A 19,373-nucleotide genomic window follows, 5' to 3' on the forward strand; every position below is an offset into this window, starting at 1 on the left:
CGACCGGGCGGCGCGACCCGAACTACCGCTGCGAGGCCATCATGCAGATCGGCATCTTCTCCGTCGGCGACGTGACCGCCGACCCCACCACCGGGCGCACGCCCACCGAGCACGAGCGCATCAAGGCCACCGTCGCGATCGCCGAGAAGGCCGAGGAGGTCGGTCTCGACGTCTTCGCGACCGGCGAGCACCACAACCCGCCGTTCGTCTCCTCCAACCCCACCGCGACGCTCGCCTACATCGGCGCCAAGACCGAGCGGCTGCTGCTCTCGACCGCGACCACGCTGATCACCACCACCGACCCGGTGCTGATCGCCGAGGACTACGCCAAGATCCAGCACCTCACCGACGGTCGCGTCGACCTGATGATGGGCCGCGGCAACACCGGCCCGGTCTACCCCTGGTTCGGCAAGGACATCCGCCAGGGCATCAACCTCGCCGTCGAGAACTACGCGCTGCTGCACCGCCTGTGGCGCGAGGACGTCGTCGACTGGCAGGGCCGCTTCCGCACCCCGCTGCAGGGCTACACCGCCACGCCCCGCCCGCTGGACGGCGTCCCGCCGTTCGTGTGGCACGGCTCGATCCGCAGCCCCGAGATCGCCGAGCAGGCGGCCTACTACGGCGACGGGTTCTTCCACAACCACATCTTCTGGCCGGCCTCGCACACCCAGCAGATGGTCGACCTCTACCGCCGCCGCTGGGCGCACCACGGCCACGGCCCGGCCGACACCGCCATCGTTGGCCTCGGCGGCCAGTTCTTCATGCGCCGCAACAGCCAGGACGCCGTGCGTGAGTTCCGCCCGTACTTCGACAACGCGCCGGTCTACGGCCACGGCCCGTCGCTGGAGGACTTCACCGCGCAGACGCCGCTGACCGTCGGCTCGCCGCAGCAGGTGCTCGAGCGCACGCTGTCGTTCCGCGACTACGTGGGCGACTACCAGCGCCAGCTGTTCCTCGTCGACCACGCCGGCCTGCCGCTGAAGACCGTGCTCGAGCAGCTCGACCTGCTCGGCGAGATCCTGCCCGCGATGCGCGCCGGGTTCGCCGAGGGACGCCCGGCCCACGTGCCCGACGCTCCCACCCACGCCTCGCTCGTCGCGGCCGCCGGCGGCGCCCACGACACCACCGTGCACGCGGTCGACGACGTCACCGGTCAGGTCCGCGACGCCGAGCCGGTGTCGGCATGACCAGCATCGTCGTCGTCTCGGCGGGGCTGTCGAACCCGTCGTCCACGCGGCTGCTGGCCGACCGGCTGGCCGCCGCCACCGTCGAGGCGCTCGAGGAGGTCGACGTCCACACCGTCGAGCTGCGTGAGCTGGCCCACGACCTCACCGACCACCTGCTCACCGGCTTCCCCAGCGCGGCCCTCGATCGGGCCATCGAGCAGGTGCGCGAGGCCGACGGCGTCATCGCGGTGACCCCGGTCTTCAGCGCGTCGTACTCCGGGCTGTTCAAGACGTTCTTCGACGTGCTGCCGGCCGGCGCGCTCGACGGCACGCCGGTGCTCGCCGCGGCCACGGCCGGGACGGCGCGCCACTCGCTCGTGCTCGACCACGCGCTGCGGCCGTTGTTCGCCTACCTGCGGGCCGTCGTCGTGCCCACCGGCGTCTTCGCCGCCACCGACGACTTCGGCACCGCCGGCACCGACCTCGACGACCGCATCACGCGCGCCGCCGGCGAGCTGGCCACCCTGGCCGGCAAGACGACGTCCGCGGACGCCGTCCGCTCCCGCCGCCGCACCGTCGAGGACGAGCTGGCCGAGCCCACCCCGTTCGAGGAGCTGCTGGCCCGCGCGAGCCGCGGCTAGCCGGCACCACGGCGTCCCGGTCGCCGTTGCGGCGCCCACCCGTCAGGAGCAGGGTGGCCGCACGGTGGCCGGGACGTGCCGCGCCATCCCGAGAGCGAGGAGCGCGCGATGAGCCGAGCCGGCGAGGACACCCACCCCGAGACCCACGCCAGCGGCCGGGCCGGCTGGCTGCGCGCCGCCGTCCTCGGCGCCAACGACGGCATCGTCTCGGTGGCGAGCCTGATGGTCGGCCTCGGTGCCGCGGGCGCGTCGGCGGGCACCATCGCCGCGGGCGGCGTCGCCGCGCTGTCGGCGGGTGCGATGTCGATGGCCGTGGGCGAGTACGTCTCGGTCAGCTCGCAGGCCGACGTCGAGCGCGGCGACCGCGCGATCGAGGCGCGCGAGCTGAGCGACGACCCGGACGCCGAGCTGGCCGAGCTGGCCGCGATCTACGTCGAGCGTGGCCTCGAGCCCGAGCTCGCCGCCCAGGTCGCGACCGCCTTGCACCGTGCCGACCCGCTCGCCGCCCACATGCGCGACGAGCTGGGCTACACCGAGAGCACGGCCGCACGTCCGCTGCAGGCGGCGCTGGCCTCGGCCGCGAGCTTCCTCGTCGGCGGTGCGTTACCGCTGCTCGGGGTGTTGGCGCCGTCGGCGCAGGCCCGGGTGTGGGTGGTCGTGGCGATCACCCTGCTGGCACTCGGGGTGGCCGGCGTCCTCGCTGCCCGCGCCGCCGCGACGCCGGTGCTGCGGCCGGCTCTGCGGGTGCTGGCCGGCGGCGTGCTGGCCATGGCCATCACCGCCGCGGTGGGCCAGCTGGCGCACGTCAGCGCGATCTGAGCCGACCCCGGACGACGACCGCCCGCCACCCCGGGCCGGGGTGACGGGCGGTCGTGCGCGGGTCGAGGCGGGTCAGCGCAGGCTGGGGAGCGCCCGGCGCTCGGCACGGGCCGGCAGCGGGACGGTGGCGCAGCTGAACTGGATGGTCGCGTTCTGCGTCGTCGAGATGCCGGGGCTGTAGGCGACGGCCGCCATCGTGGTGTCGTCGATGAAGCCGACGGACACCTGCAGCGGGGAGTTGTCGGTCGCCCAGTAGGCGAAGGCGCTGATGATGCTCTGGCCGGTCGGGCAGTCGCCCTCGACGATGAAGTCGTTGGTGTTGGCCGGCACGGCGGTCGCCACGTTCTGGTAGTAGGCGAAGTCGTCCAACCCGGCGCCGGGCTGGCCGGGGTCACCCTGGGGGCCGGGGTCACCCTTGGGTCCCTGCTGTCCGGCGGGCCCGCGCGCGCCGCGCAGCGTGGCCTTGGCGGCCGCGCTCAGGTCGGACGCCGCGAGGGAGCCGGCCTTGACGTTCGCGCCGGTGATGGTGTTGAGGGCGATGTCCTTGCCGGTGATCTTCTTGGCCGCCACGGCGCCGGAGGTGGCGCCGATCAGCAGGGCCGCGACGAGCGCGAGGACGAGAGGGGCTGAGCGGGGGATCCGCTTGAGAGTCTGCACCGGCGGAACGTAGCCCGCCCGAGCGTCGGCCGGAGGCGGAACGCGCAAGCCCGGTCGGCCGACGTCCGCGCCCGGTCCGGGGTGCGGCCGCATGACTGGCTCACCGTCGTCCCTACCTTCCCGCCCGTATAGCGGCGGGTCAGTGGGTGCAACGGTGAGGCAGTCGTCCGGAAGGGGAGCGGTGGTGCGGACGGGCCGGCCTGTAGGCCGGGTTCTGTCGGGGGCGACCATCCATCTACGACCGCCGTTGCCGGCGACCTCCTGCGACCTACCCGCACACTCGGGCGAGCAGCCCTCTCGGTCGGAACCTGCGCGTGCTGTCTGGTCTTGCTCCGGGTGGGGTTTGCCTAGCCACGCCGGTCGCCCGGCGTGCTGGTGGTCTCTTGCACCACCGTTTCACCCTTACCCCTCGCCCCCGATGATGCTGGGAGCGGGAGGCGGTCTGTTCTCTGTGGCACTGTCCCGCGGGTCACCCCGGGTGGGCGTTACCCACCACCCTGCTCTTCGGAGCCCGGACCTTCCTCGGGGACGGCGGTCGCCCGTCGTCCACGCGGTCGCCCGGCCGGCCCGTCCGCGCCACGCAGCCTAGCGGCCTAGCGGCGCGGCCGGCGCCCGGCCGTATCGATGCCCTCAGCTGGCGGCGACGAAGTCGCGCAGGACGCCGTCGGGGTCGGCCCACGCGGCGCGGAAGGCGGGGTGGAGGGGCAGGTCGGTCACCTCGGCGGCCGGCACCCAGGCGTGGCCGGCGCTCTCGGCCAGGTCGCGCACGGCGAGGGTCGCGCCGGGGTCGGCGGGCACGCCGAGCACGGTCTCGTAGGTCCAGCCGCCGCCGCAGTCGGCCACGCGCGAGCCCGCCGTGCGCACGGCCGCGCCGGCCACGCCGAGCTCCTCCTCGGTCTCGCGCAGCGCGGCGCGCAGCGCCGACTCGCCGCGCTCGATGGCGCCGCCCGGCACCGACCAGGTGCCGCCGCGGTGCGCCCACGTGGCCCGCAGCTGCAGCAGCGCCGTCCCGTCGCGGGCCAGCAGCAGGCCGGCGGCGCCGTGCGGGCCCCAGTGGCGGTGGCCCAGGCGGCAGCGGGTCCAGCTCACGCGTGCTCGTCCTGGCCCGGCGGCAGCGTGGCGACCGCGATGAGCGTGGTCAGCGGCACCGCCAGCACCAGCCCGATCGAGGTGGCGAGCGTGCGCACCACCTCCTGGCCGATCTCCTCGGTGGCCAGCAGGTCGAGCACCGGCAGCTGGTAGAGGCGCAGCACCAGCAGGACGACGAGCGCGGTGCCGGCGTAGGCGAAGACGATCGTGTAGATGGTCGAGGCGATGTGGTCGCGCCCGATGCGCATGCCGCTGGCGAAGACCCGTGCCCGCGACATGGTGGGGGAGGCGGCCCGCAGCTCCCAGACGGCCGAGGCCTGCGTGATGGTCACGTCGTTGAGCACGCCGAGCCCGGCGATGACGATCGCGCAGGCGAACAGGTCGGTGAACGACAGGTCGGGCGCGAACGTCAGCAGCGCCTGCCCGCCCTCGTCGGCCACCCCGCTCAGGCGCGTCGACGAGACCGCCAGCGCCCCCAGCACGGCGGTCACCCCGATGCCGGCGAGCGTGCCGGCCAGCGCCGCGCTCGTGCGCAGCGACCACCCGTGGGTCGTGTAGAGGACGACGAACATGATCGCCGCCGAGCCGACCACCCCCACCCACGTCGGCGACCCGCCCGACAGCAGCGACGGCAGCACGAACAGCGACAGGACGACGCCCGCGAACGCCAGCCCGACCAGCGCCATCAGGCCCCGCCACCGCGCCACGGCGAGCACCACCAGCACGAACAGCGCCAGCAGCACCACGACCGGCGTCGTCCGCGCCACGCCGAAGAAGCCGAGCGAGGACTCCTGGCCCTCGGCCGCGGGCGGGTTGCGGATCAGCCGCACCGTGTCGCCGGCCGCGAGGTCGGAGGCCACCACCTCGGGCGGCAGCCCGATCGAGAGCTCACGGCCGTCGTCGGCGCCCTCGGTGACCCGCACCCGCGCCTGCCCGCAGTCGGGTGCCGGCTGCCCCGGCGGGCACGGGTCGCCGACCTCGAGCACCTCGGCGCGCGGGAACGTCACGCCCGGGGCCGCGAACGGCGAGGCCTCGGCGAGCGCGTCGACGCGGTCGCCGTCCGGCCACAGCAGCACCACGCCGATGACCGTGACGAGCGCGGCCAGCACCAGCGAGCCGACCAGCACCAGGCGCGGGGTGCGCTGCACCTCGACGTCGAGGTCGCTCGCGCGGTGCGCGTGGGCGCCACCCATCGGCGGTCGTCGTCCGTCGGTCGCCGGGCGCGGTCAGTCGCGCGGGGCGGGACGACGGACGTGGACGGTGCCGGAGCCCAGGTCGACCCGCATCGGCTGCGAGCCGGGCTCGGGGGAGGGCAGCGCCTCGCCCTCGTTCTCCTTCGACTCGAGGTCCTCCCGACCCCGCGCCCGAGCGGGGTCGAAGACCTCGAAGCCGCCGCCGAGGGCGTTGCCGGTGCCGGCCGAGGGGCCGCCCGAGCGCAGGCTGTGGTTGCCGACCCAGATGGCCAGCCCGACCAGCAGCAGACCGCCGACGACGGTGAGGACCACGACCACGCGACGAACCTAGCCGACGACCTCGCAAGTAGGCTTCGTCAGCAGATCAGCGTCAGATCAGCCTCCAGCGCCACGACATCGAGGACCCCCGTGTTCGCCACTCTCTCCGACCGTCTCGCCGACACGTTCAAGAACCTGCGGGGCAAGGGCCGTCTCTCCGAGGCCGACATCGACGCCACCGCGCGCGAGATCCGCATCGCGCTGCTCGAGGCCGACGTCGCCCTGCCGGTCGTCAAGGACTTCGTCGCCGCGGTCAAGCAGCGCGCCCGCGAGGAGGACGTCAGCGGCGCGCTCAACCCGGCGCAGCAGGTCATCAAGATCGTCCACGACGAGCTGGTGACCATCCTCGGCGGCGAGACCCGCCGCATGCGCTTCGCCAAGCAGGGCCCGACCGTGGTGATGCTCGCCGGCCTCCAGGGCGCCGGCAAGACCACCCTGGCCGCCAAGATGGCGCTCTGGCTGAAGGAGCAGGGCCGCTCGCCGCTGCTCGTGGCCTGCGACCTGCAGCGCCCCAACGCCGTCAACCAGCTGCAGGTCAACGGCGAGCGCGCCGGGGTCAAGGTCTTCGCGCCCGAGCCGGGCAACGGCGTCGGCGACCCCGTCGCGGTCGCCCGCGCGTCGGTCGAGGAGGCCAAGCGCACCCTGCACGACGTCGTCATCGTCGACACCGCCGGCCGGCTCGGCGTCGACGCCGAGCTGATGCAGCAGGCCGCCGACATCCGCGACGCCGTCAGCCCCGACGAGGTGCTGTTCGTCGTCGACGCCATGATCGGCCAGGACGCCGTGGGCACCGCCCAGGCCTTCCTCGACGGCGTCGGCTACGACGGCGTCGTCCTCACCAAGCTCGACGGCGACGCCCGCGGTGGCGCGGCGCTCTCGATCCGCCAGGTCACCGGCAGGCCGGTCATGTTCGCCTCGGCCGGCGAGAAGCTCTCCGACTTCGACGTCTTCCACCCCGACCGGATGGCCTCGCGCATCCTCGACATGGGCGACGTCCTCACCCTGATCGAGCAGGCCGAGAAGACCTTCGACCAGGAGCAGGCGCTCAAGGCGGCCGAGAAGCTGTCGGGCCGCGGCGGCGAGTTCACCCTCGACGACTTCCTCGAGCAGATGCAGCAGGTGCGCAAGCTCGGCTCGATGTCGAAGATCCTCGGGATGCTGCCCGGCATGGGCCAGATGCGCGAGCAGCTGGAGAACTTCGACGAGCGCGAGATCGACCGCATCCAGGCCATCATCCGCTCGATGACGCCCGCTGAGCGGGCCAACCCGAAGATGATCGACGGCTCGCGCCGCGCCCGCATCGCCAAGGGCTCCGGCCGCGCCGTCAGCGACGTCAACTCGCTCGTCGACCGGTTCTTCGAGGCCCGCAAGATGATGATGCAGATGGCCCGCGGCGGCGGCATGCCCGGCATGCCCGGGATGCCGGGGATGCCCGGCATGGGCGGGCCCGGCGGCGGCAAGCGCGGCAAGGGCAAGCAGCAGCCGAAGAAGGCCAAGGGACGTCGGGTCTCCGGCAACCCCGCCAAGGCCGCCCAGGAGGCCGCTCAGGCCAAGGAGAAGGCGGCCGCCGCCGGCGGCAACCCCTTCGGCATGCCCGACGGCGAGGACGTCGACTACGAGAAGGCGGCCGCCAACCTCAACCTCCCGAAAGACTTCTCGAAGTTCCTGAAGTAGTGGCCCGGGTGAGGACGGTGCTGGTCGTCGACGCCGCCAACGTCGTCGGCGCGCGGCCCGACGGCTGGTGGAAGGACCGGGCCGGCGCGGCCCGCCGCCTGCACGAGGCGCTGCTGACGGCGCCGGTGCCGCACGACGTCGTCGTCCTGGTGCTCGAGGGCGGCGCCAAGGCGGGGGTGCGGCCCGGTCGCGACGCGCACGTGCGCGTGGTCCACGCCGCCCGCGACGGCGACACCGAGATCGCCAAGCAGGCCCGCGAGGCGGCCGAGGCCGGCCGCGAGGTCACCGTCGTCACCGCCGACCGGGCGCTCGCGGCCAACGTGGCCGGCGTGGCCCGGGTCAGCGGCCCGTCGTGGCTCTGGGACGTGCTCGAGGAGACCACCTAGGGTCGACGGGTGCCCGCCCTGCGCCTCCGCGGCGTCGTCCTGCCCGACGACGAGCAGCGTGACCTCTACGTCGTCGACGGCCGCATCACCTACGAGCCCCAGCCGGGCGCCGAGACGGTGGCGAGCGGCTGGCTGCTGCCCGGTCTGGTCGACGCCCACAACCACCTCGGCATGGACGACGGCGGCGCCGTCGACGACGCCGAGACCGAGCGGCAGGCGGTGGCCGACCGCGACACCGGCGTCCTGCTGCTGCGCGACTGCGGCTCGCCCGCCGACACCCGCTGGGTGCAGCAGCGCGACGACCTGCCGCGGCTGCTGCGCGCCGGCCGCCACGTCGCCCGCACCCGCCGCTACATCCGCAACTACGCCCACGAGGTCGAGCCCGACGACCTCGTCGCGACCGTCGCCGGCGAGGCCCGCCGCGGTGACGGCTGGGTCAAGCTCGTCGGCGACTGGATCTCCCGCGACGACGGCGACCTCGCGCCGTCCTTCGGCGACGGCGCGTTCGCCGCGGCCATCGCCGCCGCCCACGAGCACGGCGCCAAGGTCACCGCGCACTGCTTCGGCACCGACGTCCTCGACGGCCTGCTCGACGCCGGCATCGACTGCATCGAGCACGGCACCGGCCTGCGGCCCCACCAGCTCGACCGGATGGCGGCCGCGGGCGTCGCGCTCGTGCCCACCGTGCTGCAGACCGGCAAGTTCCCCGAGTTCGCCGACGCCGGCCGCGAGAAGTTCCCCGACTACGCCGACACGATGACCGAGCTGCACGCCCGGCGCCGCGAGACGCTGCTGGCCGCTCACGAGGCCGGCGTCGCGCTCTACGTCGGCAGCGACGGCGGCGGCACCGGACGCCACGGCTACCTCGCCGAGGAGGTCGCCGCGATGGTCGCGATGGGCCTGCCGGCGGCCGACGTCGTGGCCGCGGCGTCGTGGCGCGGCCGGGAGTGGCTCGGCTTCGAGCCGACGCTCGCCGAGGGAGCGCCGGCCGATCTCGTCGTCCTCGACGCCGACCCGCGCGTCGACCTCGACACCCTCGCCCGGCCCGCCTGCGTGGTACTGCGCGGCCGCGTCGTCGCGTCCCGGATCTAGCCAGGGGCCCGCCTCGCGCGGCGGGCAGGTCACCGCGCCGGTCCGGTGGAGCCGCGCCCTAGGGTGGTCGCCCGTGAGGTACTTCGTCGGACTGGGCGCGCAGAAGTGCGGCACCAGCTGGCTGCACCACCAGCTCGGCCTGCACCCGCAGGTCGCGGTGCCCCAGCCGAAGGAGCTGCACTACTTCGACGGCGTCCACCGCCCGCGCGCCGGTCCCCGCTTCGGCACCCACTTCGTGCCGTCGCTGCGTGCCTCGGCCGAGCGCGTGCGCGAGGGCGGGACGACGCGCGCCGACGCCCGGCGCGTCGACGCGGCCGCCGACTGGCTCGACTTCGTCATGCGCGGCGACCACGCCTACCGGGCCCGGCTGCGGCGTCACGCCGACGAGCACACCGTGGTGGCCGGCGAGATCACGCCGTCCTACTCCACGCTCGGCGACGAGGGGTTCGCCGCCATCGGCCCGGCGCTCGAGCAGCCACGCGCGATCTTCCTCATGCGCGACCCCCTCGCCCGCTACTGGTCGGCGGTGAAGTTCGCCGTCAAGGACCGCGGCGACCCGGCCGAGGTCTTCGCCGAGCACTGGCGCCTGCCCACCGTGCAGGTGCGCGGCGACTACCGCACCACGCTCGAGCTGATCGACCGGCACCTGCCGGCCGACGACGTCCTCGTGCTGTTCTACGAGGACCTCGTCGGCGAGGAGGGGCTGCGCCGGGTGGCCTCGTTCCTCGGCGTCGACGAGGTGTGGGACTGGGAGCTCACGGCCAAGCCGCTCGCCACCGCCCGCACCCCGATGCCCGACGTGACCCCCGAGCTCGCGGCCGAGCTGCGCCCGCAGTACGAGTACGTGCGCGACCGCTTCGGGGCCGCCGTGCCCGCGCGGTGGGCCGGGGTCTGACCGGCACCTCGACCACCGTGACGTGACGTGACGTGACGATGGTCGAGGTGCGAGGCCGGCCACGGCCGGAGCCTCGAGACCCCGCGCCGTCCACACCACCGTTCGCGTGCTCAGCGCGACGACGCCGTCAGTCTCCCGAGGACGACGCCCGACCGGTCGACCCGCACGCCGGCGGCGTAGCGGGTGGTGGCGCGCAGGGCCGGGTCGGCGAGGTCGAAGGCGCCGGCGGTGTCGAACCTGAACAGGAACTCCCAGCCGGCGCCGCGCCCCTGGTCGACCCACGCCGCCGCCTGGGCTCCGCGCAGCACGAACCCGTAGCGGGCGCCGGGCCCGGAGAGGTCGACGGTGCCGTCGAGGGTCTGCAGGGGCTCGGCGCCGGCGGTGATCAGCTCGCCCGCGACCCGCAGGTCCCAGCCGACCCGCCGCAGGTCGTGGCGGTAGCGCAGCACCAGGTAGTCGCGCGGCCCGGCGGCGAGCCCCACGAACAGCGACTCCTGCCGGGCGGCGCCGTCGAAGGCGGCGGGCTCGAGCACGACGGCCACCTGGTCGGAGCGCGGTGCGACCGGCGAGCGCAGCAGCACGTGCGCCGCCCCGTCGGCGGCGACGCGCACCCGGTCGCCGTCCGGCTCGACCACCGGCGTCGCGGTGGTGCCGGCCACGGTGAGGACGTCGTAGCCGTCCCAGCCCGGCAGCGTCTCGGTGCGGGGGTAGGCGGGGCGGGACGGCGCCGGCGGCAGCACGTCGACCTCGCGCAGGTGACGCTCGAGCAGGCGCTGCAGCCGCCGCGTCTCGTGCGGTCGCTCCGCGCTGACGTCGGTGGTCTCGCCGGGGTCGTCGCGGAGCCCGAACAGCTCGCAGCGGCCGTCGCGCAGGTGCATCACCAGCTTCAGGTCGCCGTCGCGGACGGCGGCCTGCGGGTGACTCTGCCCGATGTGGTGCGGGTAGACCCAGAACAGCGTCTCGCGCCGCAGCCGGCCCGCGCCGGTCAGCACGGGCGCCAGGCTGACGCCGTCGAACGCGCCGGGGTGGGCGCGGCCGCCGGCGAGGTCGAGCGCCGTGGGCAGCAGGTCGACCGTGCTGGCCGGGACGTCGACGTCCCGGCCGGGTCGCCCGGTGCGGCCCGGCCACGAGACCACCATCGGCACCCGGATGCCGCCCTCGTAGAGCTCGCCCTTGCCGCCGCGCAGCGGGGCGTTGGCGTCGCGGTAGGGACCGCCGTTGTCGGAGACCACGACCAGCAGGGTGTCCTCGGCGATGCCGAGCGCCTCGAGGGCCGCGACCAGCGCGCCCACCTGCTGGTCGATGCTCTCGAGCATCGCGGCCAGCTGCGGCCGGTTGGGCAGCGCGTCGGCGCCGGGCTTGGCGGCGTACTTGGCCACCAGCTCGGGCTTGCCGTCGAGGCGGGTGTGCACCGCGTAGTTCGACAGGTGCACGAAGAACGGCTCGGCGGCGTGGCGGGTGACGAAGTCGACGGCCTCCTGGGCGAGCCGGTCGGTGAGGTACTCGCCCGGCTCGCGGGCCGGCAGGGCCGGCATGAAGCCGTAGGGGTGCACGTAGTCGCCGTCGCCGATGTAGAGCTGCTCGGAGGCCACCACCTCGTCGAAGCCGTGCGCGAACGGGTTGCCGGGCCGCTCGGCGTACTCGCCGCGGTAGGTCTCGGTGAGGTGCCACTTGCCGATGAGACCGGTCGTGTAGCCGAGCGGCCCGAGGTGGTCGGGCACGGTGGGCACGTCGGGGGAGAGGAAGGTGTCGCTCGGCGCGTCCGGCCCGCGCAGGAAGTCGGTGATGCCGACCCGGGCGGGGTAGCGGCCGGTGACGAGCGCGGCGCGGGTCGGCGAGCACAGCGGCGCGGCGGCGTAGGCCTGGGTGAACCGGACGCCGGCCGCGGCCAGCGCGTCGATGTGCGGCGTCTCGTTGAAGGTGTTGCCGTAGCAGCCGAGCTCGTCCCAGCCGAGGTCGTCGATCGAGACCACGACCACGTTGGGCGGACGACGCGCGCCCGGCCGGCGCGCGGCCGCGGCGCTGGCCGGTGCGGTGAGGGTCAGCGCACCGACCGTGCCGAGGGCGCCGGTGGCCGCGGCGCCGCGCAGCACCCCGCGTCGGGTCGGGCGGGCAGGTGAGGGCAGGGTGGGCGTCATCCGAGAGCTCCCGAGAGGTTGTAAGTCGAGCGAGTCGGTCGAGAATAGACCACGGTGACGACGGCGTTTCGGCGCCCTGCGCGGGGTCTGGCAGACTTCCGTGCCGAGTCCCGTGCGTCGGCCCCTCTCTCCGACGCGGCGCGGCCCACACGAAGGCGCCGTCCTGGTGTTCCCCACCTGGCGACGGCCTCTTCACCCGCACACGAGTTCCGAGGAGACACCACAACCGTGGCCGTCAAGATCCGTTTGAAGCGCCTGGGCAAGGTCCGGGTGCCGCAGTACCGCATCGTCGTCGTCGACTCGCGCAAGAAGCGCGACGGTCGGGTGATCGAGGAGATCGGCCTCTACCACCCGAAGGAGGACCCCAGCTACATCAAGGTGGTCTCCGACCGTGCCCGCTACTGGCTCGGCGTCGGCGCCCAGCCCAGCGACGCCGTGGCGAAGCTGCTCAAGATCACCGGCGACTGGCAGGCCTTCAAGGGCCTCCCGGGCGGCGAGGGCACCCTGCGGTCCGCCGAGGCGAAGCCCTCGAAGCAGGACGTGTTCAACGAGGCCCTCAAGGAGGCCGGCGGCTCGCCCGACGGCGACGCCGTGACCAAGAAGTCGGCCGCCAAGAAGTCCGCTGCGAAGAAGTCCGCCGCGAAGGACGAGAAGGCCGACGAGAAGGCCGGCGACAAGGCCGAGGCCCCCGCCGGTGAGACCCCCGAGGCCGCCGCCGAGCAGGCCGAGGCCGCCGAGGCGAAGAGCGAGCCGAGCAGCTGATGCTGGCCGACGCGCTCGAGCACCTCGTCCGCGGGGTCGTCGACCACCCCGACGACGTCACCGTCCGCGACCGCCAGCTGCGCCGCGGCTCCGTGCTCGAGGTCCGGGTGCACCCCGACGACCTCGGCAAGGTGATCGGCCGCGGCGGCCGCACGGCGTCCGCGTTCCGCACCGTCATCTCGGCCCTCGCCGGCCGCGGCGGTGCCCGCATCGACTTCGTCGACGTCGACAAGCACTGATCGACCTGCACGCTGACCCGTCGCTCGTGAGCGACGGGTCAGCGTCGATTTGGGAGCAACGATGACCGAGACCATCGAGGTCGTGGTCGCCCGCATCGGCAAGCCGCACGGCATCCGGGGCGAGGTGACCCTCGACGTGCGCACCGACGAGCCCGACCGGCGGTTCTCGCCGGGCGCCGTGCTGCGCGCCCAGGCGCCGACCGGCTCGGCCTTCCCGCACACCGCCCTCACCGTGGGCGCCACGCGCTGGCACCAGCAGACGCTGCTGGTCACCTTCGACGAGCTCACCGACCGCAACGCCGCCGAGGGCGCGCGCAACGTCGTCCTGCACGCCGACGTGGCCGCCGACGAGCAGCCCGACGACCCCGACGAGTTCTACGACCACCAGCTGGTCGGGCTCGCGGTCCACGACCTCGACGGCACGCTGCTCGGCGAGGTGACCGGCCTCGTGCACGGGGCGCAGGACCTGCTGGCGGTCAGGGCCGTCGACGGCCGCGCCACGCTGGTGCCCTTCGTGGCCGCGCTGGTGCCCGAGGTCGACGTCGCCGGCGGCCGGGTCGTCGTCGCCGACCGGCCGGGGCTCGTCGCCCCGCTCGACTGAGGCGCGCGTCCGTGCGCCTCGACTACGTCACGATCTTCCCCGACTTCTTCGCCCCGCTGTCGCTCTCGCTGGCGGGCAGGGCGGTCGAGTCCGGCCTGCTCGAGGTGGGCGTGCACGACCTGCGCGCCTTCACCCACGACCGCCACCGCACCGTCGACGACACGCCCTACGGCGGCGGCGCCGGCATGGTCATGCGGCCCGAGCCCTGGGGCGAGGCGCTGGACGCCGTGCTGCGGCCGGGCTCGGTGCTCGTGGTGCCGACCCCCGCGGGCACGCCGTTCACGCAGGCCACCGCCCGCGAGCTGGCCACCCGCGAGCACCTCGTCTTCGCCTGCGGCCGCTACGAGGGCATCGACCAGCGCGTGCTCGACCACGCGGCGTCCCGCGACGACGTCGAGGTGCGCGAGGTGAGCCTCGGCGACTACGTGCTCAACGGCGGCGAGGTGGCCGCGCTGGCGGTCACCGAGGCCGTGGTGCGGCTGGTGCCCGGCTTCGTCGGCAACGCCGCCTCCCTCGAGGAGGAGTCGCACGAGGCGGCGTCCGGCGGCCTGCTCGAGCACCCCGTCTACACCAAGCCCGCCACCTGGCGCGGTCTCGACGTGCCCGCCGTGCTGCGCTCGGGCGACCACGGCGCCATCGCCGGGTGGCGCCTCGAGCAGGCCCGCGCCCGCACCGCGCGCCGTCGTCCCGACCTGCTCGCGCCCGGCCAGGTCGAGGAGTGGGTCGTCGCCCCGGCCACCCCCGCCGACGCCGGCGAGATCCTCACCCTCCAGCGCGCCTGCTGGCTGCAGGAGGCGATCGCCAACGACAGCGTCGTCGGCATCCCCGCGCTGCAGGAGAGCCTCGACGACGTCCGCGCCTGGCTGCCGCAGTGGACGACGTACGTCGTGCGCTCGGCCGGCCGGCTGGTCGGAGCCGTCCGCGGCCGCCTCGAGCACACCGACGACGGCACGGCGTGGGACATCGGCCGCGTCATGGTCGCCCCCGACCTGCAGGGCCGCGGGCTCGGACGCCGGCTGCTCGAGCTCATCCAGGACGTCGCCCCGCCCGAGGCCACCTTGTTCGTGCTGTTCACCGGCCAGCACAGCGAGGACAACATCCGCATGTACCGGCGCGCCGGCTTCCGGGTGCGTCCCGACCTCACCCCGCCGCCGCTCGCCGTGGTGATGACCAAGCCGCGCCGTCGGGGCTGACCCACCGCCGGTTTGACCGGCGGCGCGGCGAGGGAACACCCCCGCCATGCGCCTGCTGTGGACCCTGACCGGGGCCGGCCTCCTCCTGGCCGCCTGGCTGTTCTGGTCGAGCCCGACCGTCGACTTCGACGGGGCCGGCGTGGACGACGAGGCCACCGTCCCGTGCGAGCCGCTCGGCCCCACGCCGCGCGGCGACGGCGAGGCGCCCTTCCGCTACGCCGGAGACCTCCTCACCCCCGAGCAGTCGTCCATCGCGTCCGACTGGGTCGAGGCCGAGACCCGCAACAGCGACGACCCCGACGCGGAGCGCCGACTGATCGAGACCTCCGTGCTGGCGGCCTGCGAGGACGCCCGCACCGACCGCCAGACCGAGCTCGGGCTGGTGGCGCTGCTCGTCACCGGCTCGGGCGTCGTCCTCGCGACGCGGCTGCTCGCCGGTGCGCCGGCCGGCCCGCGGCGTCAGCGGGACGACGGCGGCTACACCGTGGCCGAGACGCTCGCGCTGGAGCCGCACCCCGAGGGCGGCTCCTACCGCCGTACCTGGGCCTCGCCCGTCACCGTGACGCTCCCCGACGGCCGCGAGCGTCCCACCGCCACGCTCATCTGGTTCTCGCTGGCGGCGGGGGAGGCCTCGGCCTGGCACCGCGTCGCCTCCGACGAGCTGTGGCTCGCGCACGCGGGTCGGGTCGTCCTCGAGCTCGGCGGCGACGGCGAGGCGCCCGAGCCGGGGGAGCGCGTCGTCCTCGACGCCGACGACCTGACGCACGTCGGGGCGGCGCAGGCGCTGGTGCCGGCCGACACGTGGCAGCGCACCGTGCCGACCGACGCCGACGCGCTCGTGCGCTGCCTGGTCTCGCCGGGCTTCGACTTCGACGACTTCGAGCTCGCCTGATTCGGCTCGGCCCCCGCCGCTGTGGCAGACTCGACCACCGGTCCAACCGGCCGAAGGGCTGTCCGGCGCGATGCGCCTGTCAGCCTGCGTCGGACGCCTGCCACAGGGGACGTCCACGCCGCCGGCCACACAGGTTCGACCGTCCATCTGAATGCATGCCGGTGGCGACACCGTCCGATACCGCGGCTGACCTGTGGCACTCGCGAGGAGAACCCATGAGCAACGTCATCGCCGAGCTCGGCAGCGTCCACAAGCGCGACGACAACCCCGACTTCCGCGCGGGCGACACCGTCAAGGTGCACGTGCGGGTCGTGGAGGGCAACCGCTCCCGCGTCCAGATCTTCCAGGGCGTGGTCATCCGCATCCACGGGTCCGGCGTCGGCCGCACCTTCACCGTCCGCAAGGTCTCCTTCGGCGTGGGTGTCGAGCGCACCTTCCCCCTGAACTCCCCGATCTTCGAGCAGATCGAGGTCGTCACCCGCGGCGACGTGCGCCGCGCGAAGCTCTACTACCTGCGCAACCTGCGCGGCAAGGCCGCCAAGATCAAGGAGCGCCGCGAGGCGTGAGCCCCGCCGCTCACGACGCGCTGCCTACCATCGGCGCGTGAGCAGCGACGGCGCCGACCGGGTCACCGACCCGTCCGCCGACGAGGGCGAGAACGAGCACGAGGACGACGCCCCGCGGCGGCGCTGGTCGCTGTGGCAGGAGTGCGTCGTCCTCGGCACGGCTGCGGTCGTGCTCGCCGTGCTCGTCAAGGTGCTGTTCGTCCAGGCCTTCTACATCCCGTCGGGCTCGATGGAGCCCGGCCTGGTCGAGAACGACCGGATCCTGGTGCAGAAGGTCAGCTACTGGTTCGGCGGCACCCCGCAGCGCGGTGACGTCGTCGTCTTCGACGACCCCGGCGGCTGGCTCGAGGCGGACAACGCCGCGCCCGGCGGGCTGCGCGGCGCCCTGGCCGCGGTCGGGCTCTACCCCACCGGCGGACACCTCGTGAAGCGCGTCATCGGTGTCGCCGGCGACACCATCGTCTGCTGCGACGACCAAGGCCGCATCGAGGTCAACGGCCACCCCCTCGACGAGGGCGCCTACATCGCCGACCTCGACGACGCCGACGAGTGCAACGCGCCGATGATCCCGTGCGGCTGGACCGCCGGCCCGGTGCCCGCCGGCGAGCTGTTCGTCATGGGCGACAACCGCGCCGACTCCGCCGACTCCACCGTGCACCTGTGCCTGCCCAACGAGACCGAGTGCGCCAAGGACCCCTACGTCGAGGTCGACTCCGTCGTCGGCAAGGTGTTCTCGGTGGTCTGGCCCGTCGGGCACGCGCGGTTCATCGGCCGCCCCGCCACCTTCGACGCCGTCCCCGACCCGGCCGGCTCGTGAGCGCGCTGCCCCGGGGCCTCACCGTGCGCCGCGACGCCGGCCTCTACGGCTACGAGCGGGCGCTGCGGCGGCACGGCGTCGGCCTGGTCGCCGGCGTCGACGAGGCCGGTCGCGGGGCGTGCGCCGGCCCGCTCGTCGCGGGCGCCGTCGTCCTGCCCCCGGGCAAGGCGGGCATCGTGCCCGGCCTGGCCGACTCCAAGCTGCTGACGCCGCTGGCGCGCGAGCGCTGCTACGCGCAGGTCGTCAAGCGGGCGCTGGCCTGGTCGGCGGTGGTGATCGGGCACGAGGAGTGCGACCGCCTCGGCATGCACGTCGCCAACGTCGAGGCGCTGCGGCGGGCGGTCGCCCGGCTCGAGACGCGGCCCGAGTTCGTGCTCTCCGACGGGTTCCCGGTCGACGGGCTCGGCGTGCCGGGCCTCGCGGTGTGGAAGGGCGACCGGGTGGCGGCGTGCGTGGCCGCGGCGTCCGTCGTGGCGAAGGTGACCCGCGACCGGATCATGGTCGAGCTCGACCGCGAGCACCCCGTCTACGACTTCAAGACCCACAAGGGCTACATCACCGACGTCCACACCGCGGCGCTGCACGAGCACGGACCGTCGCCGGTGCACCGCATGCGGTTCGTCAACGTGCGCCGCGCCGCCGGGCTCGAGCCACCGCTCCCCGACGAGGGTCTACCGGACGACGACGGGCGGGCCGAACCAGGTGTGGACCCCGGTCGAGAAGAGCACCGACTCGGGGCGTGAGTCCACGACCCCCGGCAGGCCGGCCGCGGCGACGAGCTCGTCGCGCAGCCGCAGCAGCCGGGCCTCGCGCAGCGGCCACGGGGAGTGCGTGTTCGGCACCCACAGCGTGCGGCCCCACGCGCGGGTGTGCGCGCCGAACCGGGCGCTGAGGAAGTGCTGCAGCGGCGTCGGCTCGGCGATCGGCTCGCCCACCTCGACCACGACCTCGCTCGCGGGGCGGTGACGGAGCGCAGCGGAGCGGCGGCGGCAGCGGTAGGCGAGCGTCGTCCCGGTGGGGTCGTCGGGCAGCGACGCGTCACGCGGCGGCACCCGGTCCATGGCCGCCCACCGGTAGGGCACCCCCAGCGCCGCGTTGGCCGCAGCCACCATGGCCAGCCGCTCGGTCTCGAGGGAGCGGAAGACGACGCCGCGGCGGCCCTCGTCGTCCACGGAGTAGAGCCGCACGTTCGTCTCGAGGAACGTGCCGAGGTAGGGGACGCCGGGCAGCGAGCCGCCGACCGCGCCGTCGGCCAGCGTGAACGGGATCAGCCCGACCCACGTGCTGCCGTCGTGGACGTCGGGGCGGGTGCCGCGGGGCAGCAGCGGCGCCACCCGGTCGGGGTCGACGCGCCAGTGCAGGTAGGTCAGGTCGCGCCACCGCTGGTGGGTCCAGGCCGGGCCGTCGAGGGGTGGGCCCTGCGGGTCGAGGTGGTGCTCCTGCTGCATGCCGGACACGCTCCCAGGCTGCCGAGGACGCCCGACGTCGGGCACACCCCGTCGCCCGCGCGACCTCGCCAGGGGGGTGACTAGGCTCGTCCCATGAGCGCCGAGGACCTCGAGCGGTACGAGACCGAGCAGGAGCTCACCCTCTACCGCGAGTACCGCGACGTCGTCGGCATCTTCAAGTACGTCGTCGAGACCGACCGTCGCTTCTACCTGTGCAACCAGGTCGACGTGAAGGCCCGCACCGAGGCCGACGACGTCTTCTTCGAGGTCTCGATGTCCGACGCGTGGGTGTGGGACATGTACCGGCCCGCCCGGTTCGCCAAGAACGTGAAGGTGCTGACCTTCAAGGACGTCAACGTCGAGGAGCTCGTGCACTCCGACGTCGAGCCGCCCGACAAGGGCTAGCCGGGCAGCGGCGTCCCCTGGTGGTAGACCTGCTGCCACCGCCCGTCACGCTCGCGCCAGATCGACGTCCGCCGCGCCCGGCGCCCGCCCCGGCGGGACTCCCAGAAGACCTGGACGACGCCCGGCGCCAGCTCGCGGCCTTCCAGCCCCTCGACCTCGATGACGGCCTGGTCGGGGGTCTCCTCGCGCAGCAGCGCGAGCGTGCTCGCGAGGTCCCACCGCCGCCCCGACGCCCCGATCTCGACGAAGTCGACCGCCAGCAGCTCACGCACCCGCACCTCGTCACCCCGGCACACCGGCGTCTGCAGCTCGCGCTCCAGCGCCATCACCTGCTCGAGTGACACCCCACCACCCTCCCACGGACCCCGAGCCCGTCGATGGG

General features: G+C 74.4%; 23 protein-coding genes and 1 other RNA gene. 16 read left to right on the plus strand and 8 right to left on the minus strand.

The features are described 5' to 3' along the window. Positions 1–41: 41 nt before the first annotated feature. The 3 genes from ABEA04_RS16580 to ABEA04_RS16590 all read left to right on the plus strand — a co-directional run bounded on the left by ABEA04_RS16580 (position 42) and on the right by ABEA04_RS16590 (position 2,626). Positions 42–1,187, plus strand: a complete 1,146-nt coding sequence (locus ABEA04_RS16580; RefSeq protein WP_345461065.1) for an LLM class flavin-dependent oxidoreductase — start codon at positions 42–44, stop codon at positions 1,185–1,187. Beyond that, on the plus strand, positions 1,184–1,807 hold the full coding sequence (locus ABEA04_RS16585; protein ID WP_345461067.1) for an FMN reductase: 624 nt from the start codon (positions 1,184–1,186) through the stop codon (positions 1,805–1,807). Before ABEA04_RS16580 ends, ABEA04_RS16585 begins: the two co-directional genes overlap by 4 nt. Before the next feature lie 108 nt (positions 1,808–1,915). Then, positions 1,916–2,626, plus strand: coding sequence for a VIT1/CCC1 transporter family protein (locus ABEA04_RS16590; protein ID WP_345461069.1), 711 nt, complete (start codon positions 1,916–1,918; stop codon positions 2,624–2,626). A 72-nt stretch (positions 2,627–2,698) separates the two neighbouring features. Here the strand turns inward: ABEA04_RS16590 and ABEA04_RS16595 are convergent, their stop codons facing one another. The 5 genes from ABEA04_RS16595 to ABEA04_RS16615 form a co-directional block, all read right to left on the minus strand. Beyond that, the gene (locus ABEA04_RS16595) at positions 2,699–3,283 is read right to left on the minus strand and encodes a collagen-like triple helix repeat-containing protein (RefSeq protein ID WP_345461071.1); all 585 of its coding nucleotides are present in this window, start codon (positions 3,281–3,283) and stop codon (positions 2,699–2,701) included. Positions 3,284–3,470: 187 nt separating this feature from the next. Beyond that, positions 3,471–3,853, minus strand: an RNA gene (gene rnpB / locus ABEA04_RS16600) — RNase P RNA component class A. A gap of 60 nt (positions 3,854–3,913) precedes the next feature. Continuing rightward, positions 3,914–4,372 carry an NUDIX domain-containing protein gene (locus tag ABEA04_RS16605; protein ID WP_345461074.1) on the minus strand — a complete coding sequence of 153 codons (459 nt, stop codon included), beginning with the start codon at positions 4,370–4,372 and terminating at the stop codon, positions 3,914–3,916. Next, entirely contained in the window at positions 4,369–5,565 is a 1,197-nt protein-coding gene (locus tag ABEA04_RS16610; protein WP_345461077.1) for a YibE/F family protein, read from the minus strand. Before ABEA04_RS16610 ends, ABEA04_RS16605 begins: the two co-directional genes overlap by 4 nt. A 33-nt stretch (positions 5,566–5,598) precedes the next feature. Beyond that, positions 5,599–5,883 carry a hypothetical protein gene (locus tag ABEA04_RS16615; RefSeq protein WP_345461080.1) on the minus strand — a complete coding sequence of 95 codons (285 nt, stop codon included), beginning with the start codon at positions 5,881–5,883 and terminating at the stop codon, positions 5,599–5,601. A 90-nt stretch (positions 5,884–5,973) separates the two neighbouring features. Here ABEA04_RS16615 and ffh point away from each other — a divergent pair, with 90 nt between their 5' ends. From ffh to ABEA04_RS16635, 4 genes are all read left to right on the plus strand, one after another. Further along, a complete protein-coding gene (gene ffh / locus ABEA04_RS16620; protein WP_345461083.1) occupies positions 5,974–7,557 on the plus strand; it encodes a signal recognition particle protein in 1,584 nt (527 codons plus the stop codon). A gap of 8 nt (positions 7,558–7,565) precedes the next feature. After that, positions 7,566–7,943 carry a hypothetical protein gene (locus tag ABEA04_RS16625; RefSeq protein WP_345461086.1) on the plus strand — a complete coding sequence of 126 codons (378 nt, stop codon included), beginning with the start codon at positions 7,566–7,568 and terminating at the stop codon, positions 7,941–7,943. A 9-nt stretch (positions 7,944–7,952) separates the two neighbouring features. Continuing rightward, a complete protein-coding gene (locus ABEA04_RS16630; protein WP_345461089.1) occupies positions 7,953–9,035 on the plus strand; it encodes an amidohydrolase family protein in 1,083 nt (360 codons plus the stop codon). 73 nt (positions 9,036–9,108) lie between these two features. Beyond that, on the plus strand, positions 9,109–9,930 hold the full coding sequence (locus tag ABEA04_RS16635; RefSeq protein WP_345461092.1) for a sulfotransferase: 822 nt from the start codon (positions 9,109–9,111) through the stop codon (positions 9,928–9,930). A 110-nt stretch (positions 9,931–10,040) separates the two neighbouring features. Here ABEA04_RS16635 and ABEA04_RS16640 read toward each other — a convergent pair whose 3' ends face one another. Next, positions 10,041–12,068 (minus strand): sulfatase-like hydrolase/transferase, encoded by a 2,028-nt coding sequence (locus ABEA04_RS16640; protein WP_345461095.1) that lies wholly within the window; start codon positions 12,066–12,068, stop codon positions 10,041–10,043. 228 nt (positions 12,069–12,296) lie between these two features. Here ABEA04_RS16640 and rpsP point away from each other — a divergent pair, with 228 nt between their 5' ends. The 8 genes from rpsP (at position 12,297) to ABEA04_RS16680 (ending at position 17,881) form a co-directional block, all read left to right on the plus strand. Continuing rightward, a complete protein-coding gene (gene rpsP, locus ABEA04_RS16645; protein WP_345461098.1) occupies positions 12,297–12,830 on the plus strand; it encodes a 30S ribosomal protein S16 in 534 nt (177 codons plus the stop codon). Continuing rightward, on the plus strand, positions 12,830–13,069 hold the full coding sequence (locus ABEA04_RS16650) for an RNA-binding protein (RefSeq protein ID WP_345461101.1): 240 nt from the start codon (positions 12,830–12,832) through the stop codon (positions 13,067–13,069). The genes rpsP and ABEA04_RS16650 overlap by 1 nt, the downstream gene beginning before the upstream one ends. Positions 13,070–13,130: 61 nt before the next feature. Then, complete coding sequence (gene rimM, locus ABEA04_RS16655) at positions 13,131–13,670, plus strand: ribosome maturation factor RimM (protein ID WP_345461104.1); 540 nt, start codon at positions 13,131–13,133, stop codon at positions 13,668–13,670. Between the two features lie 11 nt (positions 13,671–13,681). Beyond that, entirely contained in the window at positions 13,682–14,863 is a 1,182-nt protein-coding gene (gene trmD / locus ABEA04_RS16660) for a tRNA (guanosine(37)-N1)-methyltransferase TrmD (RefSeq protein WP_345461107.1), read from the plus strand. A 46-nt stretch (positions 14,864–14,909) separates the two neighbouring features. Continuing rightward, positions 14,910–15,755 (plus strand): cupin domain-containing protein, encoded by an 846-nt coding sequence (locus tag ABEA04_RS16665; protein WP_345461110.1) that lies wholly within the window; start codon positions 14,910–14,912, stop codon positions 15,753–15,755. Positions 15,756–15,970: 215 nt separating this feature from the next. Next, on the plus strand, positions 15,971–16,321 hold the full coding sequence (gene rplS, locus ABEA04_RS16670) for a 50S ribosomal protein L19 (protein ID WP_345461113.1): 351 nt from the start codon (positions 15,971–15,973) through the stop codon (positions 16,319–16,321). 37 nt (positions 16,322–16,358) lie between these two features. Further along, the gene (lepB, locus tag ABEA04_RS16675) at positions 16,359–17,138 is read left to right on the plus strand and encodes a signal peptidase I (RefSeq protein WP_345461116.1); all 780 of its coding nucleotides are present in this window, start codon (positions 16,359–16,361) and stop codon (positions 17,136–17,138) included. Further along, the gene (locus ABEA04_RS16680) at positions 17,135–17,881 is read left to right on the plus strand and encodes a ribonuclease HII (protein ID WP_345461119.1); all 747 of its coding nucleotides are present in this window, start codon (positions 17,135–17,137) and stop codon (positions 17,879–17,881) included. Before lepB ends, ABEA04_RS16680 begins: the two co-directional genes overlap by 4 nt. Here the strand turns inward: ABEA04_RS16680 and ABEA04_RS16685 are convergent. After that, positions 17,810–18,586 carry a YqjF family protein gene (locus tag ABEA04_RS16685; RefSeq protein ID WP_345461781.1) on the minus strand — a complete coding sequence of 259 codons (777 nt, stop codon included), beginning with the start codon at positions 18,584–18,586 and terminating at the stop codon, positions 17,810–17,812. The two genes, ABEA04_RS16680 and ABEA04_RS16685, sit on opposite strands and share 72 nt — an antisense overlap. Before the next feature lie 93 nt (positions 18,587–18,679). Here ABEA04_RS16685 and ABEA04_RS16690 point away from each other — a divergent pair, with 93 nt between their 5' ends. After that, complete coding sequence (locus ABEA04_RS16690; protein ID WP_345461122.1) at positions 18,680–18,991, plus strand: DUF2469 domain-containing protein; 312 nt, start codon at positions 18,680–18,682, stop codon at positions 18,989–18,991. On the opposite strand, the gene ABEA04_RS16695 is transcribed toward ABEA04_RS16690, so the two are convergent. Next, a complete protein-coding gene (locus tag ABEA04_RS16695) occupies positions 18,988–19,335 on the minus strand; it encodes a nuclear transport factor 2 family protein (RefSeq protein ID WP_345461125.1) in 348 nt (115 codons plus the stop codon). The two genes, ABEA04_RS16690 and ABEA04_RS16695, sit on opposite strands and share 4 nt — an antisense overlap. Positions 19,336–19,373: the final 38 nt, after the last annotated feature.

The organism is Nocardioides marinquilinus, assembly GCF_039543705.1.
In the GTDB taxonomy this organism is placed as follows: Bacteria; Actinomycetota; Actinomycetes; order Propionibacteriales; family Nocardioidaceae; genus Nocardioides; species Nocardioides marinquilinus.

Excerpts from the sequence above, each read along its gene's own strand:
- ABEA04_RS16585 (WP_345461067.1), top strand. The coding sequence starts at position 1,184 with ATGACCAGCATCGTCGTCGTCTCGGCGGGGCTGTCGAACCCGTCGTCC.
- ABEA04_RS16610 (WP_345461077.1), bottom strand. The coding sequence starts at position 5,565 with ATGGGTGGCGCCCACGCGCACCGCGCGAGCGACCTCGACGTCGAGGTG.
- ABEA04_RS16580 (WP_345461065.1), top strand. The coding sequence starts at position 42 with ATGCAGATCGGCATCTTCTCCGTCGGCGACGTGACCGCCGACCCCACC.
- ABEA04_RS16690 (WP_345461122.1), top strand. The coding sequence starts at position 18,680 with ATGAGCGCCGAGGACCTCGAGCGGTACGAGACCGAGCAGGAGCTCACC.
- ABEA04_RS16665 (WP_345461110.1), top strand. The coding sequence starts at position 14,910 with ATGCGCCTGCTGTGGACCCTGACCGGGGCCGGCCTCCTCCTGGCCGCC.
- rimM (WP_345461104.1), top strand. The coding sequence starts at position 13,131 with ATGACCGAGACCATCGAGGTCGTGGTCGCCCGCATCGGCAAGCCGCAC.
- rplS (WP_345461113.1), top strand. The coding sequence starts at position 15,971 with ATGAGCAACGTCATCGCCGAGCTCGGCAGCGTCCACAAGCGCGACGAC.
- ABEA04_RS16590 (WP_345461069.1), top strand. The coding sequence starts at position 1,916 with ATGAGCCGAGCCGGCGAGGACACCCACCCCGAGACCCACGCCAGCGGC.
- ABEA04_RS16650 (WP_345461101.1), top strand. The coding sequence starts at position 12,830 with ATGCTGGCCGACGCGCTCGAGCACCTCGTCCGCGGGGTCGTCGACCAC.
- ABEA04_RS16640 (WP_345461095.1), bottom strand. The coding sequence starts at position 12,068 with ATGACGCCCACCCTGCCCTCACCTGCCCGCCCGACCCGACGCGGGGTG.
- ABEA04_RS16685 (WP_345461781.1), bottom strand. The coding sequence starts at position 18,586 with ATGCAGCAGGAGCACCACCTCGACCCGCAGGGCCCACCCCTCGACGGC.